At 36.4% G+C, this 19,775-nt stretch carries 18 protein-coding genes; 6 read left to right on the top strand and 12 right to left on the bottom strand.

Features of this window, described 5'->3' with window-relative positions:
* Window positions 1-43 precede the first annotated feature (43 nt).
* The 3 genes from ABU914_RS14040 (at window position 44) to ABU914_RS14030 (ending at window position 3,182) form a co-directional block, all read left to right on the top strand.
* The gene (locus tag ABU914_RS14040; protein WP_379670331.1) at window positions 44-649 is read left to right on the top strand and encodes a TIGR01777 family oxidoreductase; all 606 of its coding nucleotides are present in this window, start codon (window positions 44-46) and stop codon (window positions 647-649) included.
* A 584-nt stretch (window positions 650-1,233) separates the two neighbouring features.
* Complete coding sequence (locus tag ABU914_RS14035) at window positions 1,234-2,139, top strand: EamA family transporter (protein ID WP_379670329.1); 906 nt, start codon at window positions 1,234-1,236, stop codon at window positions 2,137-2,139.
* Between the two features lie 89 nt (window positions 2,140-2,228).
* On the top strand, window positions 2,229-3,182 hold the full coding sequence (locus tag ABU914_RS14030; RefSeq protein WP_379670328.1) for a CE1 family esterase: 954 nt from the start codon (window positions 2,229-2,231) through the stop codon (window positions 3,180-3,182).
* A 57-nt stretch (window positions 3,183-3,239) separates the two neighbouring features.
* On the opposite strand, the gene ABU914_RS14025 is transcribed toward ABU914_RS14030, so the two are convergent.
* The gene (locus ABU914_RS14025; RefSeq protein ID WP_379670327.1) at window positions 3,240-4,424 is read right to left on the bottom strand and encodes a DEAD/DEAH box helicase; all 1,185 of its coding nucleotides are present in this window, start codon (window positions 4,422-4,424) and stop codon (window positions 3,240-3,242) included.
* Window positions 4,425-4,568: 144 nt separating this feature from the next.
* On the opposite strand from ABU914_RS14025, the gene ABU914_RS14020 reads away from it, so the two are divergent.
* Complete coding sequence (locus ABU914_RS14020; protein ID WP_379670326.1) at window positions 4,569-5,762, top strand: CapA family protein; 1,194 nt, start codon at window positions 4,569-4,571, stop codon at window positions 5,760-5,762.
* A 246-nt stretch (window positions 5,763-6,008) separates the two neighbouring features.
* Here ABU914_RS14020 and ABU914_RS14015 read toward each other — a convergent pair whose 3' ends face one another.
* The 6 genes from ABU914_RS14015 to ABU914_RS13990 form a co-directional block, all read right to left on the bottom strand.
* On the bottom strand, window positions 6,009-6,863 hold the full coding sequence (locus ABU914_RS14015) for an alpha/beta hydrolase family protein (RefSeq protein WP_379670325.1): 855 nt from the start codon (window positions 6,861-6,863) through the stop codon (window positions 6,009-6,011).
* 68 nt (window positions 6,864-6,931) lie between these two features.
* A complete protein-coding gene (locus ABU914_RS14010; protein WP_379670324.1) occupies window positions 6,932-7,645 on the bottom strand; it encodes a DUF3784 domain-containing protein in 714 nt (237 codons plus the stop codon).
* Window positions 7,646-8,013: 368 nt separating this feature from the next.
* On the bottom strand, window positions 8,014-8,976 hold the full coding sequence (locus ABU914_RS14005; RefSeq protein ID WP_379670323.1) for a polysaccharide deacetylase family protein: 963 nt from the start codon (window positions 8,974-8,976) through the stop codon (window positions 8,014-8,016).
* Between the two features lie 160 nt (window positions 8,977-9,136).
* Window positions 9,137-9,739 carry an SCO family protein gene (locus ABU914_RS14000; RefSeq protein WP_379670322.1) on the bottom strand — a complete coding sequence of 201 codons (603 nt, stop codon included), beginning with the start codon at window positions 9,737-9,739 and terminating at the stop codon, window positions 9,137-9,139.
* Window positions 9,740-9,831: 92 nt separating this feature from the next.
* Window positions 9,832-10,314: a hypothetical protein gene (locus ABU914_RS13995; RefSeq protein WP_379670321.1), complete on the bottom strand. Its 483-nt coding sequence runs from the start codon at window positions 10,312-10,314 to the stop codon at window positions 9,832-9,834.
* On the bottom strand, window positions 10,311-10,751 hold the full coding sequence (locus tag ABU914_RS13990; RefSeq protein WP_379670330.1) for a hypothetical protein: 441 nt from the start codon (window positions 10,749-10,751) through the stop codon (window positions 10,311-10,313). Before ABU914_RS13990 ends, ABU914_RS13995 begins: the two co-directional genes overlap by 4 nt.
* Before the next feature lie 124 nt (window positions 10,752-10,875).
* Between ABU914_RS13990 and ABU914_RS13985 the strand changes: the two genes are divergently transcribed.
* A complete protein-coding gene (locus ABU914_RS13985; RefSeq protein ID WP_379670320.1) occupies window positions 10,876-11,109 on the top strand; it encodes a DUF1572 family protein in 234 nt (77 codons plus the stop codon).
* A 68-nt stretch (window positions 11,110-11,177) separates the two neighbouring features.
* Window positions 11,178-11,291, top strand: coding sequence for a DUF1572 family protein (locus ABU914_RS13980; protein ID WP_379670319.1), 114 nt, complete (start codon window positions 11,178-11,180; stop codon window positions 11,289-11,291).
* A gap of 17 nt (window positions 11,292-11,308) precedes the next feature.
* Here the strand turns inward: ABU914_RS13980 and ABU914_RS13975 are convergent, their stop codons facing one another.
* From ABU914_RS13975 to ABU914_RS13955, 5 genes are all read right to left on the bottom strand, one after another.
* A complete protein-coding gene (locus tag ABU914_RS13975) occupies window positions 11,309-11,878 on the bottom strand; it encodes an SIR2 family protein (RefSeq protein WP_379670318.1) in 570 nt (189 codons plus the stop codon).
* Between the two features lie 71 nt (window positions 11,879-11,949).
* Window positions 11,950-14,937 (bottom strand): type III restriction-modification system endonuclease, encoded by a 2,988-nt coding sequence (locus ABU914_RS13970; protein ID WP_379670317.1) that lies wholly within the window; start codon window positions 14,935-14,937, stop codon window positions 11,950-11,952.
* Between the two features lie 19 nt (window positions 14,938-14,956).
* On the bottom strand, window positions 14,957-16,903 hold the full coding sequence (locus ABU914_RS13965; protein ID WP_379670316.1) for a site-specific DNA-methyltransferase: 1,947 nt from the start codon (window positions 16,901-16,903) through the stop codon (window positions 14,957-14,959).
* Window positions 16,903-17,652 carry a DUF4391 domain-containing protein gene (locus ABU914_RS13960; RefSeq protein WP_379670315.1) on the bottom strand — a complete coding sequence of 250 codons (750 nt, stop codon included), beginning with the start codon at window positions 17,650-17,652 and terminating at the stop codon, window positions 16,903-16,905. Before ABU914_RS13960 ends, ABU914_RS13965 begins: the two co-directional genes overlap by 1 nt.
* Before the next feature lie 24 nt (window positions 17,653-17,676).
* Window positions 17,677-19,695 carry a helicase-related protein gene (locus ABU914_RS13955; protein ID WP_379670314.1) on the bottom strand — a complete coding sequence of 673 codons (2,019 nt, stop codon included), beginning with the start codon at window positions 19,693-19,695 and terminating at the stop codon, window positions 17,677-17,679.
* Between the last annotated feature and the right edge of the window lie 80 nt (window positions 19,696-19,775).

Raw genomic sequence — 19,775 nt, 5'->3', positions numbered from 1 at the left:
AATACAGTTAAATTATCCCATATTTATCACATGTTGAGGGAAGATTATCTCGAAGAATTTTTACTCCTCAGACCTGATTCAAGCTTCAGCAATTGGGTTTTACGGAACATCGGACACTGAAACGTTCACAGAAAAGCATGAGCAGGCGGGAAATGATTTTCTTGCGAAAGTCGTTTCGAATTGGGAGCAGATTGGAAAACGGATCGAAAATGAAGGAATTCGTACGGTTTACATGCGATTCGGTGTTGTATTAGATCGAAATGAAGGTGCTCTTCCCCGGCTCGTTTTCCCATATAAATTATTTACAGGTGGTACGATTGGAAATGGAAAACAATGGATTTCTTGGATACATATCAACGACGTTTGCAAGCTCATTTTGTTCGCGATCGAACAAAAAGACCTAAGTGGGAAAGTAAATGTAACGGCACCGAATCCAGTCCAAATGAAGACATTCGGAAAAACAGTTAGCCGTGTACTGAAACGTCCTCACTGGCTACCGGTACCCGCTTTTGTATTAAAAACGATGTTAGGGGAAATGAGCATGCTCATTCTCAAAGGCCAGCGTGTGCTTCCTGAAAAAGCACTTCAGCATGGATTTACATTTCAATTCAACACCGTTCAGGAAACACTCGAGGATCTATTCTCTTAATCCGCTTTTGTCGACCGAACACATTTTGTAATGATCCTCGTTTCGGCGAAAACACAAAATTGACTAGAAAAACAAACCCTGTTGCGAAAGCATCGTTCTTGAAATCGATGTGTCAATCCATAAAGTAACTAGCAACACGTACGATTGTAAACAATGTCCCAACATCGTAAAGAAGTCTATGTAATCCGCTTGGGATTCCCCCCTCTGTCACATAAAAAGCATAATTCCGAGACCATAAAAGATGGAAAGAATCATTCCCATTATGTTATCCTCGTGCTAATCCATTGAAAAAGCGGCCCCAATGAAAGCATTAATCACAGTCCCCACAATATTCTCGCCTAAAATGAATTACGGGGAGCGCAACGTGCACAAATATATCTAATTAAGAATCATCGTACTAAATAACACTATGTGTAAGAAATACAATCAAAAATGACAATAAACTGGCTCGAAACATACCCCTTTTTGTCTAACTGATGCAAGTTATATGGCTTAAGCAAAATTGTGCAACACTTTTTCTAACGATAATATTAATTATGCTACTATATGATTAATGACTAGAATGAGAAAAGAGAGACGATTAAATGAAGCATTGGCAAGCCATTACGATCTTTACAATCGGTGCTGGTTTATTCGGATTTACACCTGTATTTGTTAAACTTAACTTTGCTGCAAATTTCACATTATCGCAGTTAATTGTTAGTCAAATGATTTTAGCAACGGCGATTTTATGGATGCTCGCCTTTTTAAAACGAATCAAATTCACGGTAACGAACAAGCAAACGTTATCTTTAATGCTAGCCGGAACGTTTAACGGAATTACCGGAATCTTTTATTACACATCGATGCAGCATGTACCTGCTTCGATTGCGATTATTTTATTATTCCAATTCGTTTGGGTTGGCGTCCTTTATGAATGGATATTAGATAAACGTAAACCGACCATTCCGACGATCATTAGCGTTGTTTTAACGTTAATTGGCGTCTTTTTTGCTGCGAACGTCATGACAGGTGGCATATCCAAACTTCCGATGATTGGAATAATGTTCGGACTGTTATCAGCATTTTCCTATGCAGCGTTTATTTTAGTGAGCGGGCGAGTCGCAACACAAATTGACCCTTTGCTACGTGCACTGCTCATGATCACGGGATCGTTAATTTTAGTCTTCATAATTTTTCGCCCGACGTTTTTATTTACAGATTCCATATTCCAATCATATTGGCTATACGGTTTAGGCGGAGCTTTATTCGGGGCAGTCTTGCCTCCATTATGTTTTTCGATTAGTGCGCCACACCTATCGTCAAGCTTAGCAACGATACTCGGTTCGATTGAGTTGCCAGTAGCCATCATCGCTGCGAGTGTCATCTTGTCAGAAACCGTAACGTGGGTACAATGGATCGGAATTGTGTTGATTATTTTCGCGATTTCGTTTAATGAGATTCGGTTGTTAGTAATAAATCGCATTGGAGACAAACAAAAATCTACTTAACTCTTTCAAACGAAAGAAAGAGCTTTTACTTTTTCTGAATAGTGACCGAGACATTAACTGCATAATAAGCAGGAGGAGGTCATAACATCATGGACATAATACGTAGGGTCGTTTCGATACTAATTCCAGTTTCTTTCCTTTTCATATTAACAGCGTTTGCATTACAGGCTGAACAGCGAACGGGCTTACAGCACAACAAGATTACTTTCCAAGGACAAGAAAGAACATTTGATTATTACGTTCCGACCTCATATTCTAGCGACGTATCAGTGCCACTTGTCTTTTCTTTTCACGGAAGAGGTAGCACTTCTGAAAATATAATCAAATTAACAAATTTTGATACGTTAGCTGAGAGAGAAGGATTTATCGCCGTTTTTCCAAACAGTGCCGTCGTCAACGAACCGAATTTGAAGCGCGGACATGAACGGCAATGGAATGATGGAAGATTTGACACACCAGCGTTTCGTGCGGGAATCGATGATGTTCAGTTTATTTCAAAAGTACTCGATTATTTCGAAAACCATTACAATATTGATTCATCACGAATCTATGCGACAGGAATGTCGAACGGTGCTTTTTTCGCGAATCGTTTAGGTGTTGAGCTTTCTGAGCGAATTTCAGGCATCGGTGCTGTTGCGGGAACGCTAGCTGCTCCAATTGCGTCACAAAAGCCGAATGTTCCTGTATCAGTCGTGCTTATAATGGGGACAGATGATCCAATTGTGCCCTACGATGGTGTACAAGGGGATTCTTTATCCGCTGATGACACGGTTCGCTTTTGGAAAAATGCAAACGGATTAGATGCAAAACAAGCCGTTAAAAAACTTACAAAAAAAGCGAACGACGACAACACGGAGATTATTAAAACAACTTACGCTAGTCCTGCGAACGATGTTGAAGTTGTTTTTTACAAAGTTGCAGGCGGTGGTCATACGTGGCCAGGTGGTCCACAATATGCAAAAGAAAGTAAAATTGGCAAAACGAGCACACATATGAACGCGACAGAAGTCATTTGGCATGAGCTCAAAAAATTTCAAAAATGATTTAACCGCACCCTTTGTAACATAAAACTACGTGCGGTTTATAATCAAATGAATATGCTATTTTTTTGCATTTCTAGAGTGCTTCGTTTTCTTATGTGGTTTTCGTTTATTGACATTTTTCTGTTGCTGATTTGTCAGTTTTCCTTTATAAAGGATTTTTTCTTTCACTGAAATATTGAGATGATGTGCGATTTTTTTCAACTTTTTTTCTTCACTTTTCGTTACAATTGAAATCACTGTTCCTGATGCGCCCATTCGCCCAGTTCTTCCAGAACGATGGGTATATTGAGTCGAATCTTTTGATACGTCATAGTGTATCACATGGCTAACGTTATGAATGTCTAATCCACGCGCTGCAATATCTGTTGCGAGTAGCAATGAATGCGTGCCTTTTCTAAAATTTCGAATGGCATCGACACGTTCTTGTTTCGTCGATTCACTATGGAGCACACGATGTTCGACACCTTTATAATTAAGCCTCTGTGATAAAACATTTAAGTTCCCGATATCTCTTGCGAATAATAATGCAGTCATCGGCTGTCCTTTTACAAGTTTCCGCACAATTTCAGGCTTATCACGCTTATCCGCCAAGATATACAGATGTTCAACATTGTTTTCCGTAGTTCCCGATTGAATTAAGATTGGGTTATCCATTAAAGTTCGCCCAATTTTAAGCGTGCTTTCTGGAAGTGTTGCTGAAAACATGACGAGTTGCCGATCCTTCATTGTCGTACGAATGATTAATTCAATACTTTCTTGATGTTCAGAAATAAGCAGCTGGTCACCTTCGTCAAGAACAATTGTTTTGACTTCGTGCATTTTTAATTTTTTTGCTTTTATTAACTCCAAAATCCGACCAGGTGTACCGACAATCACTTTCGGATGACTTTTAAGACGTTCAATTTGTCTCTTAATGTTCGCTCCTCCAATTAATGTCGCACTCGTCATGGAACTCCCTTCGCTCCATTGTTGAATGACGTCATTAATTTGCATCACTAATTCACGTGAAGGTGCAAGAATAACGGCTTCGACATTTTTTGAATCATTCGTTATTGTTTCTAAAACTGGAATGACGTAAGCAAGCGTTTTTCCTGTACCCGTCGGTGATTCTGCCATGACATCTTTCCGTTCGAGAATAAGCGGAATCGCTTTTTTTTGAATTTCTGTCAACTGTTTAAACGCTGACTTTTCCCACGCCTTATGTAAAAATGACTTTGTTACTAGCGATGATAAATCTCCCAAAAGCCGAACCCTCCTTTACAGAAATTTTGCAAGAAAACTATCTGAAATTGTAGTACAAAAAATAATGATGTTGATACACTGTTATGCTAATATAGGTAAAAAGTCACCCTGCTTTTTTCGGTGAATTAGAAAAGGATTGTTTTTATGAAAAGCATTAGCACTTATTCATTTTTAATTATTTTAACCACTTTACTCGCCTTTACGGGTTGCACAGAATTGCAGGAAAAGGCAAAGGATCATCCTCCAGTTGTTGATGATGAAATCATTGAGCAACGAGAAGTTAAACCCGAGCCAGTCGTATCGAACGCTACTGTTGCTGGAGTAGGAGACGTTTTACTCCACGGTTCGATCTACCGTGATGCTGAAAACGGTGACACCTATCATTTTGACGATATGTTTGCAGCTGTTAAACCATATTTAGAGAAAGCAGATATTACGATAGCAAACCAGGAATCGATGATCGGTGGGAAAGAGCTCGGCCTATCGACATATCCACAATTTAATAGTCCTTTTGAAATTGGAGATACACTACAACGTTCAGGTGTAGATATCGTTTCCATTGCAAACAACCATACACTTGATCGTGGCGAAAAAGCAATCATGAATGCGTTAAATCATTGGGATGAAATTGGCATGCCTTATGTGGGAGCCTACCGCAATGAAGACGATCGAGCAACGATACGCACACTCGAAAGAAATGGAATTTCATTCTCATTTTTAGCGTATACATATGGAACAAACGGCATTCCAGTTCCGAAAGGAAAACCTTACCTCGTAAATTTAATTGATAAAGAAAAAATTGAAGCCGACATTCACGAAGCGAAAGAACTTTCCGATGTCGTCGTTGTGAGCTTGCATTTCGGTAATGAATATGAACGCATGCCAAACGAAAATCAAAAAGAACTTACGCAATTTATTGCTAACGCAGGTGCGCACATCATTTTTGGACATCATCCGCACGTTTTACAACCTGTCGATTTTGTACAGAGTAAAGAAGGACATGAAACATTTGTTGCATATTCCCTCGGAAATTTTTTAGCCGCTCAAGAAGCAAAGCATGATCATTATCGCCGTATTGGCGGAATATTACAAGTCGAAGTAGAAAAAGTTGAATTTGATGGAGAAGCGACGGTTCGCGTCCATTCACCGAGCTTTTTACCGACATATATCCACTTTCAAAATTGGAAAAATTATCGGATCTTACCGATGCACAGCTTAACGAACAACAAATTATCGAACGCAGCTCAACGATATGAAGAAACAAAACAACATATGCAACAATTCATACCATACCTACAGTTTATGGATGATGATACACTACAAACTCGGTTTGAATGAACACGATTGAAGACTAGGCGTGCAGCCGAACGAAGATTAGAATGGAACTTATTGTTCTTGTGAAGACGAGCAACGACTTATCAAACATTTCTCAACAGTCCGAAAGAGTCACCCTTCCTACTTCTTAAGGAGGGAGACTCTTTCGGAAAATGGACTTAAATATTTTCCACTCTTCTGCAACCGTCCAATATCGTTAAGATTCACTTCACGAAAATTCTGCCTTAATCAAATTAAAACACACACAGATTACATTAAACGTTTATTAAAAAATTGAATGGTCTCTTTCATTGCTTCCTGTAGTTGTTTCGGAATCTCTATGAGCGGATGAACAGCATTAAACGTGTGGTCACCACCAGAAATCATGGCTAACGAATGAATTGGTGCGGTTTTTTGCATTTTCTTCGCTCCAGTTACGAGCCACTCGCTATCGGAATCACCTTGAATAATATGCACAGGCGTTGACATACGTTTTAGATGACTCATCACATGAAACCGTTGTTTATTTTGTTCAATATCTTCAAAGACATTTTTTTTTAGTGGCATTTTTTCTTTCGTTCTTGCGTTCACAATGTAACCAACACCATTTTCGCGAATTTCTCTTTTTAAATCATCTGTAAAAAAATCAACGTTTGATACACCGTTCCATGTTACAACCGCTCGGATTTCGGGGTGTTCTGCTGCAAAAATGATGCTGTTCGCACCACCACGGCTATGCCCAACAAGGCCAATTCTTTTTAAGTTAAATTTATGTGAAAACGGAAGGTTACGGCTTACCATTTCATTGAGCAAAGCAACTAAATCCGCCTGTTCTCGTGAATATGTATTAACTGCAAATTTGTCCAGTTCATCGAAATGACTACCTGCTTCTCCTACACCATTGTGAGAAAAATTGAACCGAATCGCGTAAAACCCATTCATCGCAAGCTGGTTCGCTAAATGAGGAAAAAAATTCCAATCCTTAAACCCTTTAAATCCGTGACAAATGACAATAACAGGCAACTCCGCTTCTAATCTTTGTTTCGGCCCATGCACATTCCCACGAAGGACAAGATGATCCTCTAGTTGAATTTGAAATGATTCACTTTTCGTTTGAAGCGTCATCGACAATCCCCCCTTTTTTAAGGGTAACAAAAGATTTCAGAATAGTCGAATAAATATGCTGTGTTCTTTTAATCTTTTTTAATTGTCTCATATAATTTTTGAGTCTCTTCACTATCCTTTCGATTTAAAATGAAGTAATCTTCATCAGTTGCAACATAGAGATAAGGTGGATCCGCTTTTGTTCGAACATACAGCAATCCTCCTTCATAAGGCTTCTCTAATAAAAAGCGGCCTTTTAATTGACCTTCAGTTGCAAATCCGTTCGTTCTTATTAACACGTCTGGAAGCTCATCTAACAGTTCAACCGTTTGAATATCACTTAGCTCCCACTCAACCCCGTACATTCCTGACACGACTAACACGTTATCTTCGATCGTTACTTCATTCTCTACCAAACCGAAATATGTAAGAACTCCAATAGAAACAACGACAACGAAAGCAACTGTTCCGACAATCCAATACATCTTTTTTCGTTTATGTAGAACTTCATACCATTGAATCCAAAGGGTGCCAACCAAGACTTCGAGTAATAAAACGGAGAACCCAACTTCTAAACTGTATGGAACAGAAAAAATCCATAACACGTACGTAACAACGTAAATTATAAACGTTGCAAGCAACAATTTACCGACCGCATCGACGTATCCGTTCTTTTTTAACTGTTCTTGTTCTTCTTTCGGGCGATTTGAAAACCCGGAAATCAGTGTTGAATCTTTCTTTTTTACAGTAAGATACGTTAAACCCCCAAGAATAATCCCGAGCCAACCTAACAAAATGATCATTCCAATTTTACTCGCACATGGGTAACACCTCCCTTAATCTAGTAAGATTATCTTCCAAACTCTCGCTTATTCTCAATAATTCATAGATATTTATTTTTCATCTAGTGTATTCCTACCTCATATGTGGAAAATTACCAAATATTCTAACAGGGTGAAATAATCCATCCAAACAGACTACTGGATTAGTTTGGAAGTTAGGGATGTGGCCGTGCCTAAAGTCTCCACATCACTCATGGTCGCTCACCCCCCATTTCTTTCCAGATTAAGTTCCATACATTCCTTCGTTCTGCGTATCCATGAAGTGGAGACGGATATGCTCCTTTGCTACTTTCTGTTATAAATAAATAGTCTTTCGCATAAACGAAAGACTACGGTAATACATATGTTTCCATCGAATCATCTAATCCTTCAAGTGAGTATCCTTGTTCTACTAAATAATCAAGTAACTTAGGAAGGTGCTTCAACGTTGTGCCCCTGCTATGAATTAAAATGAGCGGATCTTCTCCTTTACTAGTAACATATTCAATTTGTTCAATCGAATGTTGGACAAATGCTCCGTTCATATATTTCCAGTCTCTACTATCCACATTCCAATCCCAAAGTTGATACCCATTTTCCTTAACGGCTTGCCTATATGCAGGCGTCATATTCGGTGAGCTTCCGTACGGTGTGCGAATGAGAGTAGACTGAACTCCGGTTATCTCTTCTAATGTTTTCTGCGCCTTGTTCATTTCCTGTAATACGGAATCTTTCGAACGATAAAACTTTTTTGCATCGTGCGTTACACCATGAAGTGCGGGAACGTGCCCTTCATCAACGATTCTTTTAACGGCATCAGGATATTTCCGCATTGATGGTTCTAGCATAAAAAATGTTGCTGTCGCATCATATTCAGCAAGTAAATCTAGTATTCCATGTTCAACCTCTGAAGGACCATCGTCAATCGTCAAATAAGCTACTTTGCGTTTACTAGACTGTTTCTTATCTGTTTTCGCTTTTATTGGTTCTTCTTTGTTCACTTCCCCATGCTTGTCCACTTTATCTTCATTCGCTTTTTCTTTTTTCGTAACAGTTGACTGCTCTTGTTTAGGTTCCGTTTTATGTTGTTTCTCCTTCTCTATCGATAATGGATCTTCTTTTTTTCCGGATTCATCCTGTTGAATCCCATCAAGGACTTGTTCATGTTTAACTTGTTCCCCTGTCGTCGCACGCACTTCCGCCCTTTTATCAGAATATAAGGAGACGACTTGCACGAACAGCACAATCGCAACAACTGAAACGGAAATCACTATTTTCTCTGCTTTGTTAAAAAGTTTCCTATTCCTTTTCATTCCCTTTTCCAAGCACCCTTCATTACACACTTCATTCTCTACATATTCTACTACGTAACCTACGATTCTCACAATCTATTTCCTTAACTTTTTTGTTTATTCGGCAAAACTCAACAAACTAATCAATACTTTCGTTCTATGTGTATAAAAAAAAAGCGCTCTAGCGGCGCTTACTTACTAAATAGTGAATATCTTCAAATATTTTTTCTATGTCAACCGGCTTACTTTGATACGCCATATCGTAAAGACTACGTACTTGGTTTTTTTGGTCAATTAAAAACATCGTTGTCGAATGTGAATAAAAATGCTCATCGATTTGCTTATACTGTACACTAAGTTCTTCTGCAAGCTGTTTCGTAACATCCGGTGTTCCACGTAGCCATTTCCACCCGACAGGATCGGCTTGAAAACTGCGAGCGTAGTTTCGCAAAACATCCTCTGTATCATGTTCTGGATCAAATGAGATCGAAACAATCTCCACATCATCTCCAAACATACCTGCTTGTTTTAGCTTTGCTTGTAACTCTGTAAAATCACTCATTGTTAACGGACAAATATCGGGACAACGTGTATAAAAAAACGTCGCAATTTTCACTTTGTCATTCGTTAAATGATGCGGTCCATGATAAATATCTTCAAAATGATAATCTTTAATTGAGCCAAACACAGGAAGCTTATCATTTTTTGGCCACAACAAAAAAACGACACAAAAACCGAGAAAACCGACAATAAAAAAAACCATTACCTTACGTTTGCTCAACATTTCTTCACACCTTTATTCATTCATTGACCTGTTGCACGCGCATCCGTGGCATAACTTCGTCTGTCTGCAGCCTGCATTTTAACTCGACATCGTTAGCACTGACGTCCGTTTGAACGGAATGGATGACGGACTATTGACACGTGGAAAGTAAAAATTGATAAAGCTGATAAAAAAAAACTAAACAAGCTAAAAATAAATGCATTTTTTCCGATCGAGTTCCCGTAGGATGCTGGCAATCCACATAAGCTTGGGTTAAGTATTACCGCACTTAACATCGCACCCATCAATCCGCCAATAAATCCGTGATTATAGCCCATAATGATGGACTCCCGAGTAAAAATTGAACCGAATCCGACTCCAATTCCCAAACCTATCAATGTCGTAATGAACATTGAATAGTTGTAAAGATGTAACAATAACTGTACGTTCATCGTAATCGTTAAACTCATGACTCCGCTCGTGTATAAAATAATGAGCAATGCTGTCCGTTCAGGAATAGTATATTTTCTTTTTTTCAATGTGAAATAAAACAAACAGCCACATACAACATTCAATAGTAAAATAAATAATATCACAGCGTTTCACTCCTCTGTCCTGTGAAACGAAAAGCGATAAACAAAGAAGTAAGAAAGAACAGCTCAAGAAATATGAGAAAAGCGATACTATTTTTGGCTGCTGCACCAATCATCGGAGACATCAAACCCATCATCATTCCATGGGTATAACCAGTTAAAAGTGTTTCAAGGTTAAACAGTGCACCAAAACATGCTCCGACAACGATTCCAATCAAGGTTGTGATGATCGTAACAACAACATAATGAAACGGAAACTGATAAATTAAAATTACGCCACAAATAACCGCAATAAATCCACCCACCATCGTCGCAATATTAATCCCATCTTGAAACCGAATAAACTGACGCCTATTCCTTAAATAAACATATAAAACACCCGTTAATAAAATATTCGCATACAACAAAAAACCGAGGAATTTGACAAGCAAAGCCGTCACCTCTTTCAAACAACCCGTTGTATTCACGTTTATGCAAACGACTGCCCGTCTTATTCTCTCATTGGTAACTTTTTAACTCATGAAGGAATAATAAAAATGAATAGGTAAGGAGAAAAACGAATGAATGAAAAAGAATACCTTAACATCGTACTTAAACAATTTCATCATTTTAAAAAAGAGCCGAAGCAGCTTTTTCAAAGAAGAACTACATTGGAAAGCGAGTGAAGAATCGAATAGCATCGCCATCATTATTAAACACTTAAATGGGAATACGCACTCACGATGGACAGACTTTCTAACAACTGATGGCGAAAAGCCTAACCGTAATCGTGATCAAGAGTTTATTGCTACAATTTAAGCAAAAAGCAGCTCCCCATTTGTAAGAAAAAGGATGACAACATTTATTTAACACAATCGGAAGCTTACATGACAATCCAAATCGAAATTGCTCACATTAGATATCATTTAGACCACATTAACTTTATCGATAAGCAAATAAAAGATAAAGATTGGAAAATCTTAAGCATACTAAAAATGTGAAATTATTATTTAGGACATCAGTTAACTTCAGAATATGAACCATGAATTTTCAATAATGAACCTTTATCATTACCCCAAAAAATTTGTTGTCCAACAATCGTTTCGTAATTAGTAAAAACAAATTTTTCTAAAAAGTTATCATAATTAGTTGTAATAACGGTTAGCATTTTCTCTTTTAATTTTTTTAACAAAGCTATCTCCGACTGTTTTTCCTCTTTAATTATATAGTTTGAAAGCAGTTGACTAATAAATACTTTTACTGGTGATTGTCCTTCATTTACATTCAAACCTGTAATTTCACCGTTATAATAGGCAAGATTAAAATCCCTTTCCACATATCCGCCGATTATTTGATTGATTTCATCCATATTTATTACCTTCTTAGTTTCCGACTGCGCTTTTTCTTTATACCACATATACTTGTTGTGCGGATTTTTATTATATTGTTCAATGCATTTAACCAAGAATTCTTTCCAAGTATAATCATTTGTCGTATATCTTTTTGATACTCCAGAACCTACGAAAAGGACTGGTAAACGCTTCGACTCCTTAATATAGTTAAACACTTTCTCTAACGAATTGCTCAATTGTGATCCCCCCCAAAATAAAAACGAGAGCAGAAGTATATTCTTGCTGCCCTCGTCAAAAGTAAATTAATTTATACCATTTCTTTCAATTCTTGGAAATTGCTTGCGAGTTTATACTCCACGTCAGTCTCCAGTGCTTCAAAATGTTTGCGTCCGCAAATGATTTTTCCGTCTTCTTTTAGCCTTAAGTCTTCTTGAGCTGTTGAGCCTTTTGTTTCTACAACAAAATAAAGAGATTCAATGCCGTCCTTTTCGATCAAAACAGCCCAATCAGGATTATAATCTCCGAGTGGAGTGTCAATTACAAATGATGGCGGTAGTTTTAAAAATAGCTTCACATCTTCATCTCGATTCAACTGTTCAGCAAATTCTCTTTCAACATCAGAATCATAACGAATATAGTCGTAAACAGATTTTCCATCGGTAACTTCCAACGCATTCGCTTTCATGTAACCAACTAACTCTTGATGTTCAAAAAGCGACTGTTCATAAAACGCATGATCGCCAATTCGTTCATATTTAATTCCGTCAATGATGAGCTTCCGCTTTTCTTGATTAATAATTTGCATTACTGCTTCCATAAAAGCTTGTGGGTTTTTTTCAAAATCGTTCAGTCGATCTGATTTTATTAAGATATCGACAATTGTTCGTCGTTTCAGATTTGTTTGTTCTTGCAAATACCGAATAATGTCAGGTAACTGTCTTTTTTCTTCTAACGCTTCATAAACTCTTACCGTCTGACCTTCACCAGATACACCCGATTTATCAATGGACAACAGAGCATTTTCACGGCGAATTTTCCGCCCTCGAACCGGGTCAAGATGTTGAATCGCTTTGACACTTTGTTTAATCAATCTATCCGTATCAAGATTAACAGAATACGTTGTTTTATACTTTATTTTCTCCCATAGTTGATTAAATTCCTCACTAATTAAAACTTCTTTATTAAGGCGAATGTTTACTGCAGTCTTTTTATTAAAAACAGGAAGCTTTTTAATCGCTTGTCTTATTATATATTCTACCCCGTCTTGAACGTGGTGAAATTCTTTAGGTACTTCAAAAACTTCTGCTACTAGATCTTGTTTCAAATTATCCTTTATTTTACCTTGTTTTGACACGTAATTTTCATTTATAAGAAATTGAAAAATCTCTTTCGACGGATCATATCCTAATTCTCGTGTATCGCCTGTTTCTTCGTCAATAAAAGAAATTGTAGCAAAATCATGCTCTTCTATATAACCAAATTTAACCCCAGTTTCTTCTTCCATTTCTATTTGAAGAGAGTCAGCGAATTCTTCATATGATTCATTTGCGATAACTGTGAGAACATTAATATTGTCATCGTATAATCTTTCACCCTTTTGGTTAACAGCTAAGCGTAATCCTCGTCCAATTTTTTGCCGTTTCGTCAATGGATCTTTAGTTTCAACAAGCGTACAGATTTGAAAAACATTCGGATTATCCCATCCCTCTTTTAACGCTGAGTGAGAAAAAATAAATCGAACAGGCTCCTGAAAACTTAGTAGCCTCTCTTTATCTTTCATTATCAGCTCAAATGCAGACTCATCCGCTTGTGTTGTTCGTAGACTTCCGTCTTTTTTTAACCTACTCTCTTTAAAATTCCCTTTCTTGTCTTGAGCAAAATAACCGTGATGGACTTCTGAAGCGTTAAATTTAGATATATATTCATCTTCGTCAAAAAGTAACTGATATTTAGGAAGACGACGAAGCTTCTCATATTCTTCTTCAAACATCTTGGCATATTTCCCTTTTTGCCACGGTCCTTCCTTCGGATAGATCCGATAATTTTCCACTTTATCTATGAAAAACAACGTCAAAACTTTAACCCCTTTATGAACAAGAGACTTTTCTTTATCCAAATGGGTACGTATTGCTTCACGGATTTGGTAACGTTTCAGTAAATCTTCATCAATTCCGCCGATTGACTCACCTAATTTTAAAAACTTCCCATTTGTAAACTCAATCGATTCATTGCCAGGATAGCAATCAATTCCTTCAACAATATAACCATCATACAAGTCTCGCTCTCCAGAGAGAAGATAAAGATTGCTTTTCGTAGTTGGATTCACTTCTTTACGTACTCGTTTGACGATACCATTTTTCTTTTTTTCATCGATTTCAATTGTTGCTTTATAGCCACTTATGTTCGAAACGTTGATTAATTTAATGTATGGATCATTAAAATCATCATCAGAATGCACGGATAACACTTCAATCTTTTTTACTAGTTTTTGCTCGTATGCGTCTACAGGATCAAGCTTATACATTAAATTATACGACTCCCGATGGGTTGCCGAATACCGTAATTTACAAAGAGGATTTAAAGAAGCGATTGCCTCTTTTGCTTTGTCAGTATTATCAACACTTTGCGGCTCATCAATAATGACGATTGGATTTGTTTCTTGAATAAATTGAATTGGTCTTTTACCATTCATTGAGTCACGTTCACGGTGAATTAAATTCGCTTTATTTTCCTTTTTAGGATCTTCAAAACTTTTTCGAAAGGCATCTATATTTATAATCATCACTTCTATATTCGTACTTGTTGCAAAATCTCGCACTTGTTCCAGCTTTGAAGAATCATATTTAAAATAGTGACAATGTTGACCGGGATACAACTCAGAAAAATGTTCTTCCGTCATTTGAAATGACTTAAAAACCCCTTCACGAATAGCAACACTTGGCACGACAATAATAAACTTGGAAAAACCATATTTTTTATTTAATTCAAAAATCGTTCGCGTATATACATATGTTTTCCCTGTTCCTGTTTCCATTTCAACCGTAAAATTCCAATCTTGTAAATCTGTACTTTTCTTTAAATGATAGCGCATTTGTATTTTTTGAACGTTTTCAAGCAATTCTGCTTCCGAGAGTTCAAGTTTATTCCCTATCCCAAGCTCTGTTACTTCTTGTCCAACAATATTACCCATGCTCACTGTGAAGTTTGAGACTTTTACCGTCTGTCCTTCAAAAATATCTGTAATCGCTTGAATTGCATCAAGCTGATATTGCTGTTCATCAAATTTAAATTTCATCACTTATATTCCCCTTATCTCAGATCACACGAATATCCTCAATACCGTAGCGTTTTAAAATTTGTTGTGCATTTAAGCGCACTGTATCATTTTTAAAACTATCGTCATAAAATACAATTCGCTTGCATTCTGGGTACGCTTTTACGATTTCCTCAATTTGTATAAGTTCCAAGTCACTTTCCAAACAAATGAGCAAATATCCCATCCCAACCGAATACACCGTTGCATTGGCAACTGTTGTCTCTTCAATAGGTACTGTTAATTCGAGACCGTATTTTAAGAGAATTTCATAAACGACATCTTCTTCGGTTCGTCCTTCTTTAATCGGGTCAATAAGATCGAGCATGTCCCGTTTTAAGTCGAGTGATTCCTCATCCCACAGCTTTAAATTCGTCTCATCAAGCTTAAACACTTTAAAGCCAATATCAAGATTTTCAATCCCCTCTTTATCTTTGTGTTCTTCTAAAATCTTCTTACCTGCACGGCGTATACGTTCTTTCCCAATTTCACAAATATTTTTATACCCTGCTTTATATGCTTCAGATTTTTCATCAGTTGGTTCAGGAAGTTGGACCATGATAAATTTACGATTACCATTATCTTCGGCATTTAATTGCATAACTGCATGTGCGGTTGTTGAGGAACCCGAGAAAAAATCAAGGATTATATATTGTTCATCTTTTCTCACGCACATGTTTATAAATTTAGAAATTATCTCTTCATCCTTTGGGAAATCAAATACATTGCCTCCCATCAATGCTCTCAGTCTATTAGATGCTCCTCTTCCATCTTTGTAAAATACACTATTTGAAACCTCATATTCAGTTTCATGCAAATAGCGTTTAATACAAGGAATTGTCTTTTCATCCATACCAAAGTGAAATCTATCGTCCCTATATAATTGTTCTAACGTTTCTTCATTGAATCGCCAACCTAGTCTTGGAGTTGCTGTTTCTTTCTTTGTTATTGGATGAATTAACGGTTTGTGCGAACGTTTTTCGGGATTATCTGGTGCAGATGCATCTGCAGCAAAATATACTCCCCTTTTATCAATTTTATTATAATGCCTATGTGATAACGCAGGATTATCCTTAGATAAATTATTATAAAAATTATTCATTTCAGCAGACATAGCGGTGAAATCATCTTTGTATTTTAATTTCAATTCTTCGACTTTTTTATAGATTGTATCAATACCCTGCTTTTTCTCCTTCCAATAATAATCACTGTTGATTGAAAATTCTGAGTGACTTTTGTTTTTACAGTAAACCAAACAATACTCATGGTTAATTGCAATTGCTTTAGAGGCCGACTTTCTCCCCTGATGCCATACCATAGTTGCTATAAAGTTATCATCGCCAAAAATTTCATCACATAACTTTTTCAAATTGTACAATTCATTATCGTCTATGCTAATAAAAATTACACCATCTTCTCTTAACACATTCCGAGCAATCTTTAGTCTTGGGTACATCATATTTAACCAATTTGTATGGTATCTTCCACTTGTATCGGCATTAGATTTGTAACTTTCATTCATTCTCTCTTTATAATTAGCTACGTTATCGTGAAAATCATCTTTGTAAACAAAGTCTTTTCTTGTATTATATGGCGGATCAATATAAATCATTTTCACTTTATTGCGATAGGAATTTTGCAACACCCGCAGTACTTCAAGATTATCCCCTTCAATATAAAGATTTTCAGTCGTATCCCAATTGACACTTTCTTCTTTACAAGGACGAAGTGTCCCTGTCGTTTGTTTTTGTGCAAGTTGAATGGCTTCTGTTTTTCCCTTCCATGTAAATTCATATCGTTCCTGGTCCTTTTCGATGTGTTCACCGAGTGTGAGCAACAATTTGTCGATATCAATCTTATTCTCAGTAAAAACTTCTGGGAAAATCTGTTTTAATTTCTCAATATTATCCTCTACTACGTGGAATGTTTTACCATCTAACTTTTTCATTAATTACATAACCCCTTTAATTCGTGTATCTGCTCATTGATGTGCTTTTCACACTTTTTTATTTCCATGTGAAGATCCATTTGCACAGAAAATTCAATTTGTCGTTTTTGTTCTTGCTTTAATTGGTGAATTTTATCTTGATTTTCATGAATGTCATCCAAAATATTAATAATTTGTTCACGCGTCTCACGTATTGTAGAGAAGGTATCAGTCAATGGAATAAGTGGTTCACAACGTAACCATTGATGTAAATCATCATATAGTGCATAAACGTTCACAACTGACAATTTTGTACTTGTAATTGATCCTAATAATTTATTATAGGGTGTTAACGCTTCTTTACCATGAAATAGGTTCGTAATTATTGGCTCATCTATGACTACCTTTGTTCTGTCGTTCTGATTTACTCTTTTATGTGCAGTACTAAGGGCGATTTGATTATGCAAACTTAAGACAAGTACGCTCGGATTTGGGAATGCTTTATGCATTGTTTCAGCTATCTTCTTCAATTGGTTTTTACGGCGTAAGCGAACATAGATCCAAATCACTTCAGCATAATTAAATTCATCGGTATAAAAAGCTTGTAAGTTCATACTATCTTCATTCATGATACTTAACAAATAAATTCCTTCAATTTCGGAAGTAAATAAGTCTTTTTCCGTAGGGGAGAAACCTACTTGTGAAAAAAGAGTTTTCTTAGGGATTTTACGATTTATAATTGTACGTTCTGGAAATTCAAAGTGACTCAACAACCATTCCCTCAATTGGTTCACCTACTTTATAACAAGAAATGAAACGAGCTCAAAATTATCTGAAGAGGTGTTTACATCTTCGATAAAAGTAGATTTTCCAAATTCAAATAATGATTCGATTCCTTTTTCTTCTACAACCCCAATAATGGATTCAACTGCTGAAACAAATAAATCTTCATATTCTGTCATATGCGACATCTCTTTTGTTTCTTGTAAAAATTGTAAAATCAATTCATGTTCTAATTCGGTTTGACGATATGCTAGTTTTCGGTAAAGATCTAGAACTTGTTTAGTCTTTGCTAGACCGAACAATATTTCCCCTTCCATAGTTAAATAAATAAGATAATGCGGGAAAATAGAACTTGTTTCTCTCACTTTTACGTTCTCATCTCGTTGCTTCAAACAAAATATAACCCCTTTTTTCGCTTCAAGCTGATTTGCTTTTTTTAATGAAGCAATTGCATGTAAACCTAGTGGAGCTGATTCCAACTCTTCTTTATGTTCATCGTTGTTCATATATTCGATTAAATCCATTTTAAAATCGTTTAATGTTAAATCTGTAATTGATATTCCACCTGCTATGTCTTCTAGATCCACGACTTCCTCTTGAAGTTTCTTTAATTGTTTTGCACGATATTCCAAGTCATTCATTTTCTTCGTTTCATCGTGGTCAATAACATTTTCTTCTCCTGTAGCAGATATATCAAGCAAAACCATTCGACCACTTACACGTGATTCTAAATTAATATATTCTTCCAAATCCATGTTCGGCCAAAAATTTACGAGCTGAATCACTTTGTTTTTTGAACCAAGTCGATCGATCCGGCCAAACCGCTGTATAATTCGTACAGGGTTCCAATGTATATCATAATTGATTAAGTAATCACAATCTTGGAGATTTTGGCCTTCAGATATACAATCTGTAGCAATTAATATATCAATCTCTTCTGTAATGTTAGGATCTGTTTCTTCCCGTTCCTTTGAGTTCGGAGAAAAGTTCGTTAAAATAGCGTTTAAATTTTTCCTTGATTCACTTAATGTTGTTTCATTTTTATCAGAACCTGTTATTAATGCAGAGTGTAGCTTATACTTTGACCATATCCATTCAGAAAGTTCACGATAAATATACTTCGCCGTATCAGCAAAAGCTGTGAAAATGATTACTTTTTTATTGTTATCGTTAATTGGATTCTTGATCTTGTTTGAAATGATCGTTTTTAGTCGAGACAGTTTTGCATCTCGTTCTGGCTGAACTTTATACGCTTCGATAAGTAATTTTTCTAGTTTTTCTTTATCCTCTTCTAAGTCTTGTTTCCATTTAATTCGATCGACATCTTGAATGAGTACTTTAACTTTTGAACCAATGACTAAATTTTCAATGTCTTCATCTTCAACATCCATTTCATTCATGTTTAATTCAGGAGATCCATATTGCTCAAACCTTTTTATCTGTTCTAAAAGATGATCAATTCGTTTTAACAACGAGGCAATCGTCATACCAAAAGCATAAATGGAACTTTCCATTCGCTTTAATAAGTTCACACGCATAAGGTGAACAAGGCTACGTTCACGGTCAATTTGCTTAAAAACTGAACCCCCTTTTAATCGGCGATCATATTTTTTGCTGTATTCATGCTGCTTTTCTGGCAATATATATTTAAGCGGAGAATATGCGCTCAAGTTTAATCGATTGATTAACTTATTTACTTCTTGTATGGAAGGAAATTCATTTAACCGATCAATATCCTCATATTGATTGCTAGGTTTTAAGCGTTTCGGAAATGAACCTATTTCTTTTATATCGTAATATTTCTCTAAATGCTTACGTGACCGTGCAATCGTTAAAGCATCTAAAAGCTTAAAGTAATCAAAGTTCAACATATTTAACAGGGATTCAGTTGTTCGCATCTTTTCAGATTGCTTAAGCCACTGATTAAAAGCTAACTGGGCTTTACGTAACGTCTGACCTATATTTTGAATTCCAACAGATTGAAGAGCATCATCTTTTCCTTCAGTGATAAAGGCGATTTGATTTTTCAAATCATATGTGTAATATTTTACTCGGGGGATATTTTCACCTTATTTACTAGCCAAAAAAGAGAAGGCACTCTATCATAAAA

It is taken from the genome of Pueribacillus sp. YX66 (assembly GCF_041725775.1).
Lineage (GTDB): Bacteria > Bacillota > Bacilli > Bacillales > UBA6769 > Pueribacillus.
The sequence above is the reverse complement of the archived record's forward strand: the minus strand, read 5'-3'. Positions and strand labels throughout refer to the sequence as shown.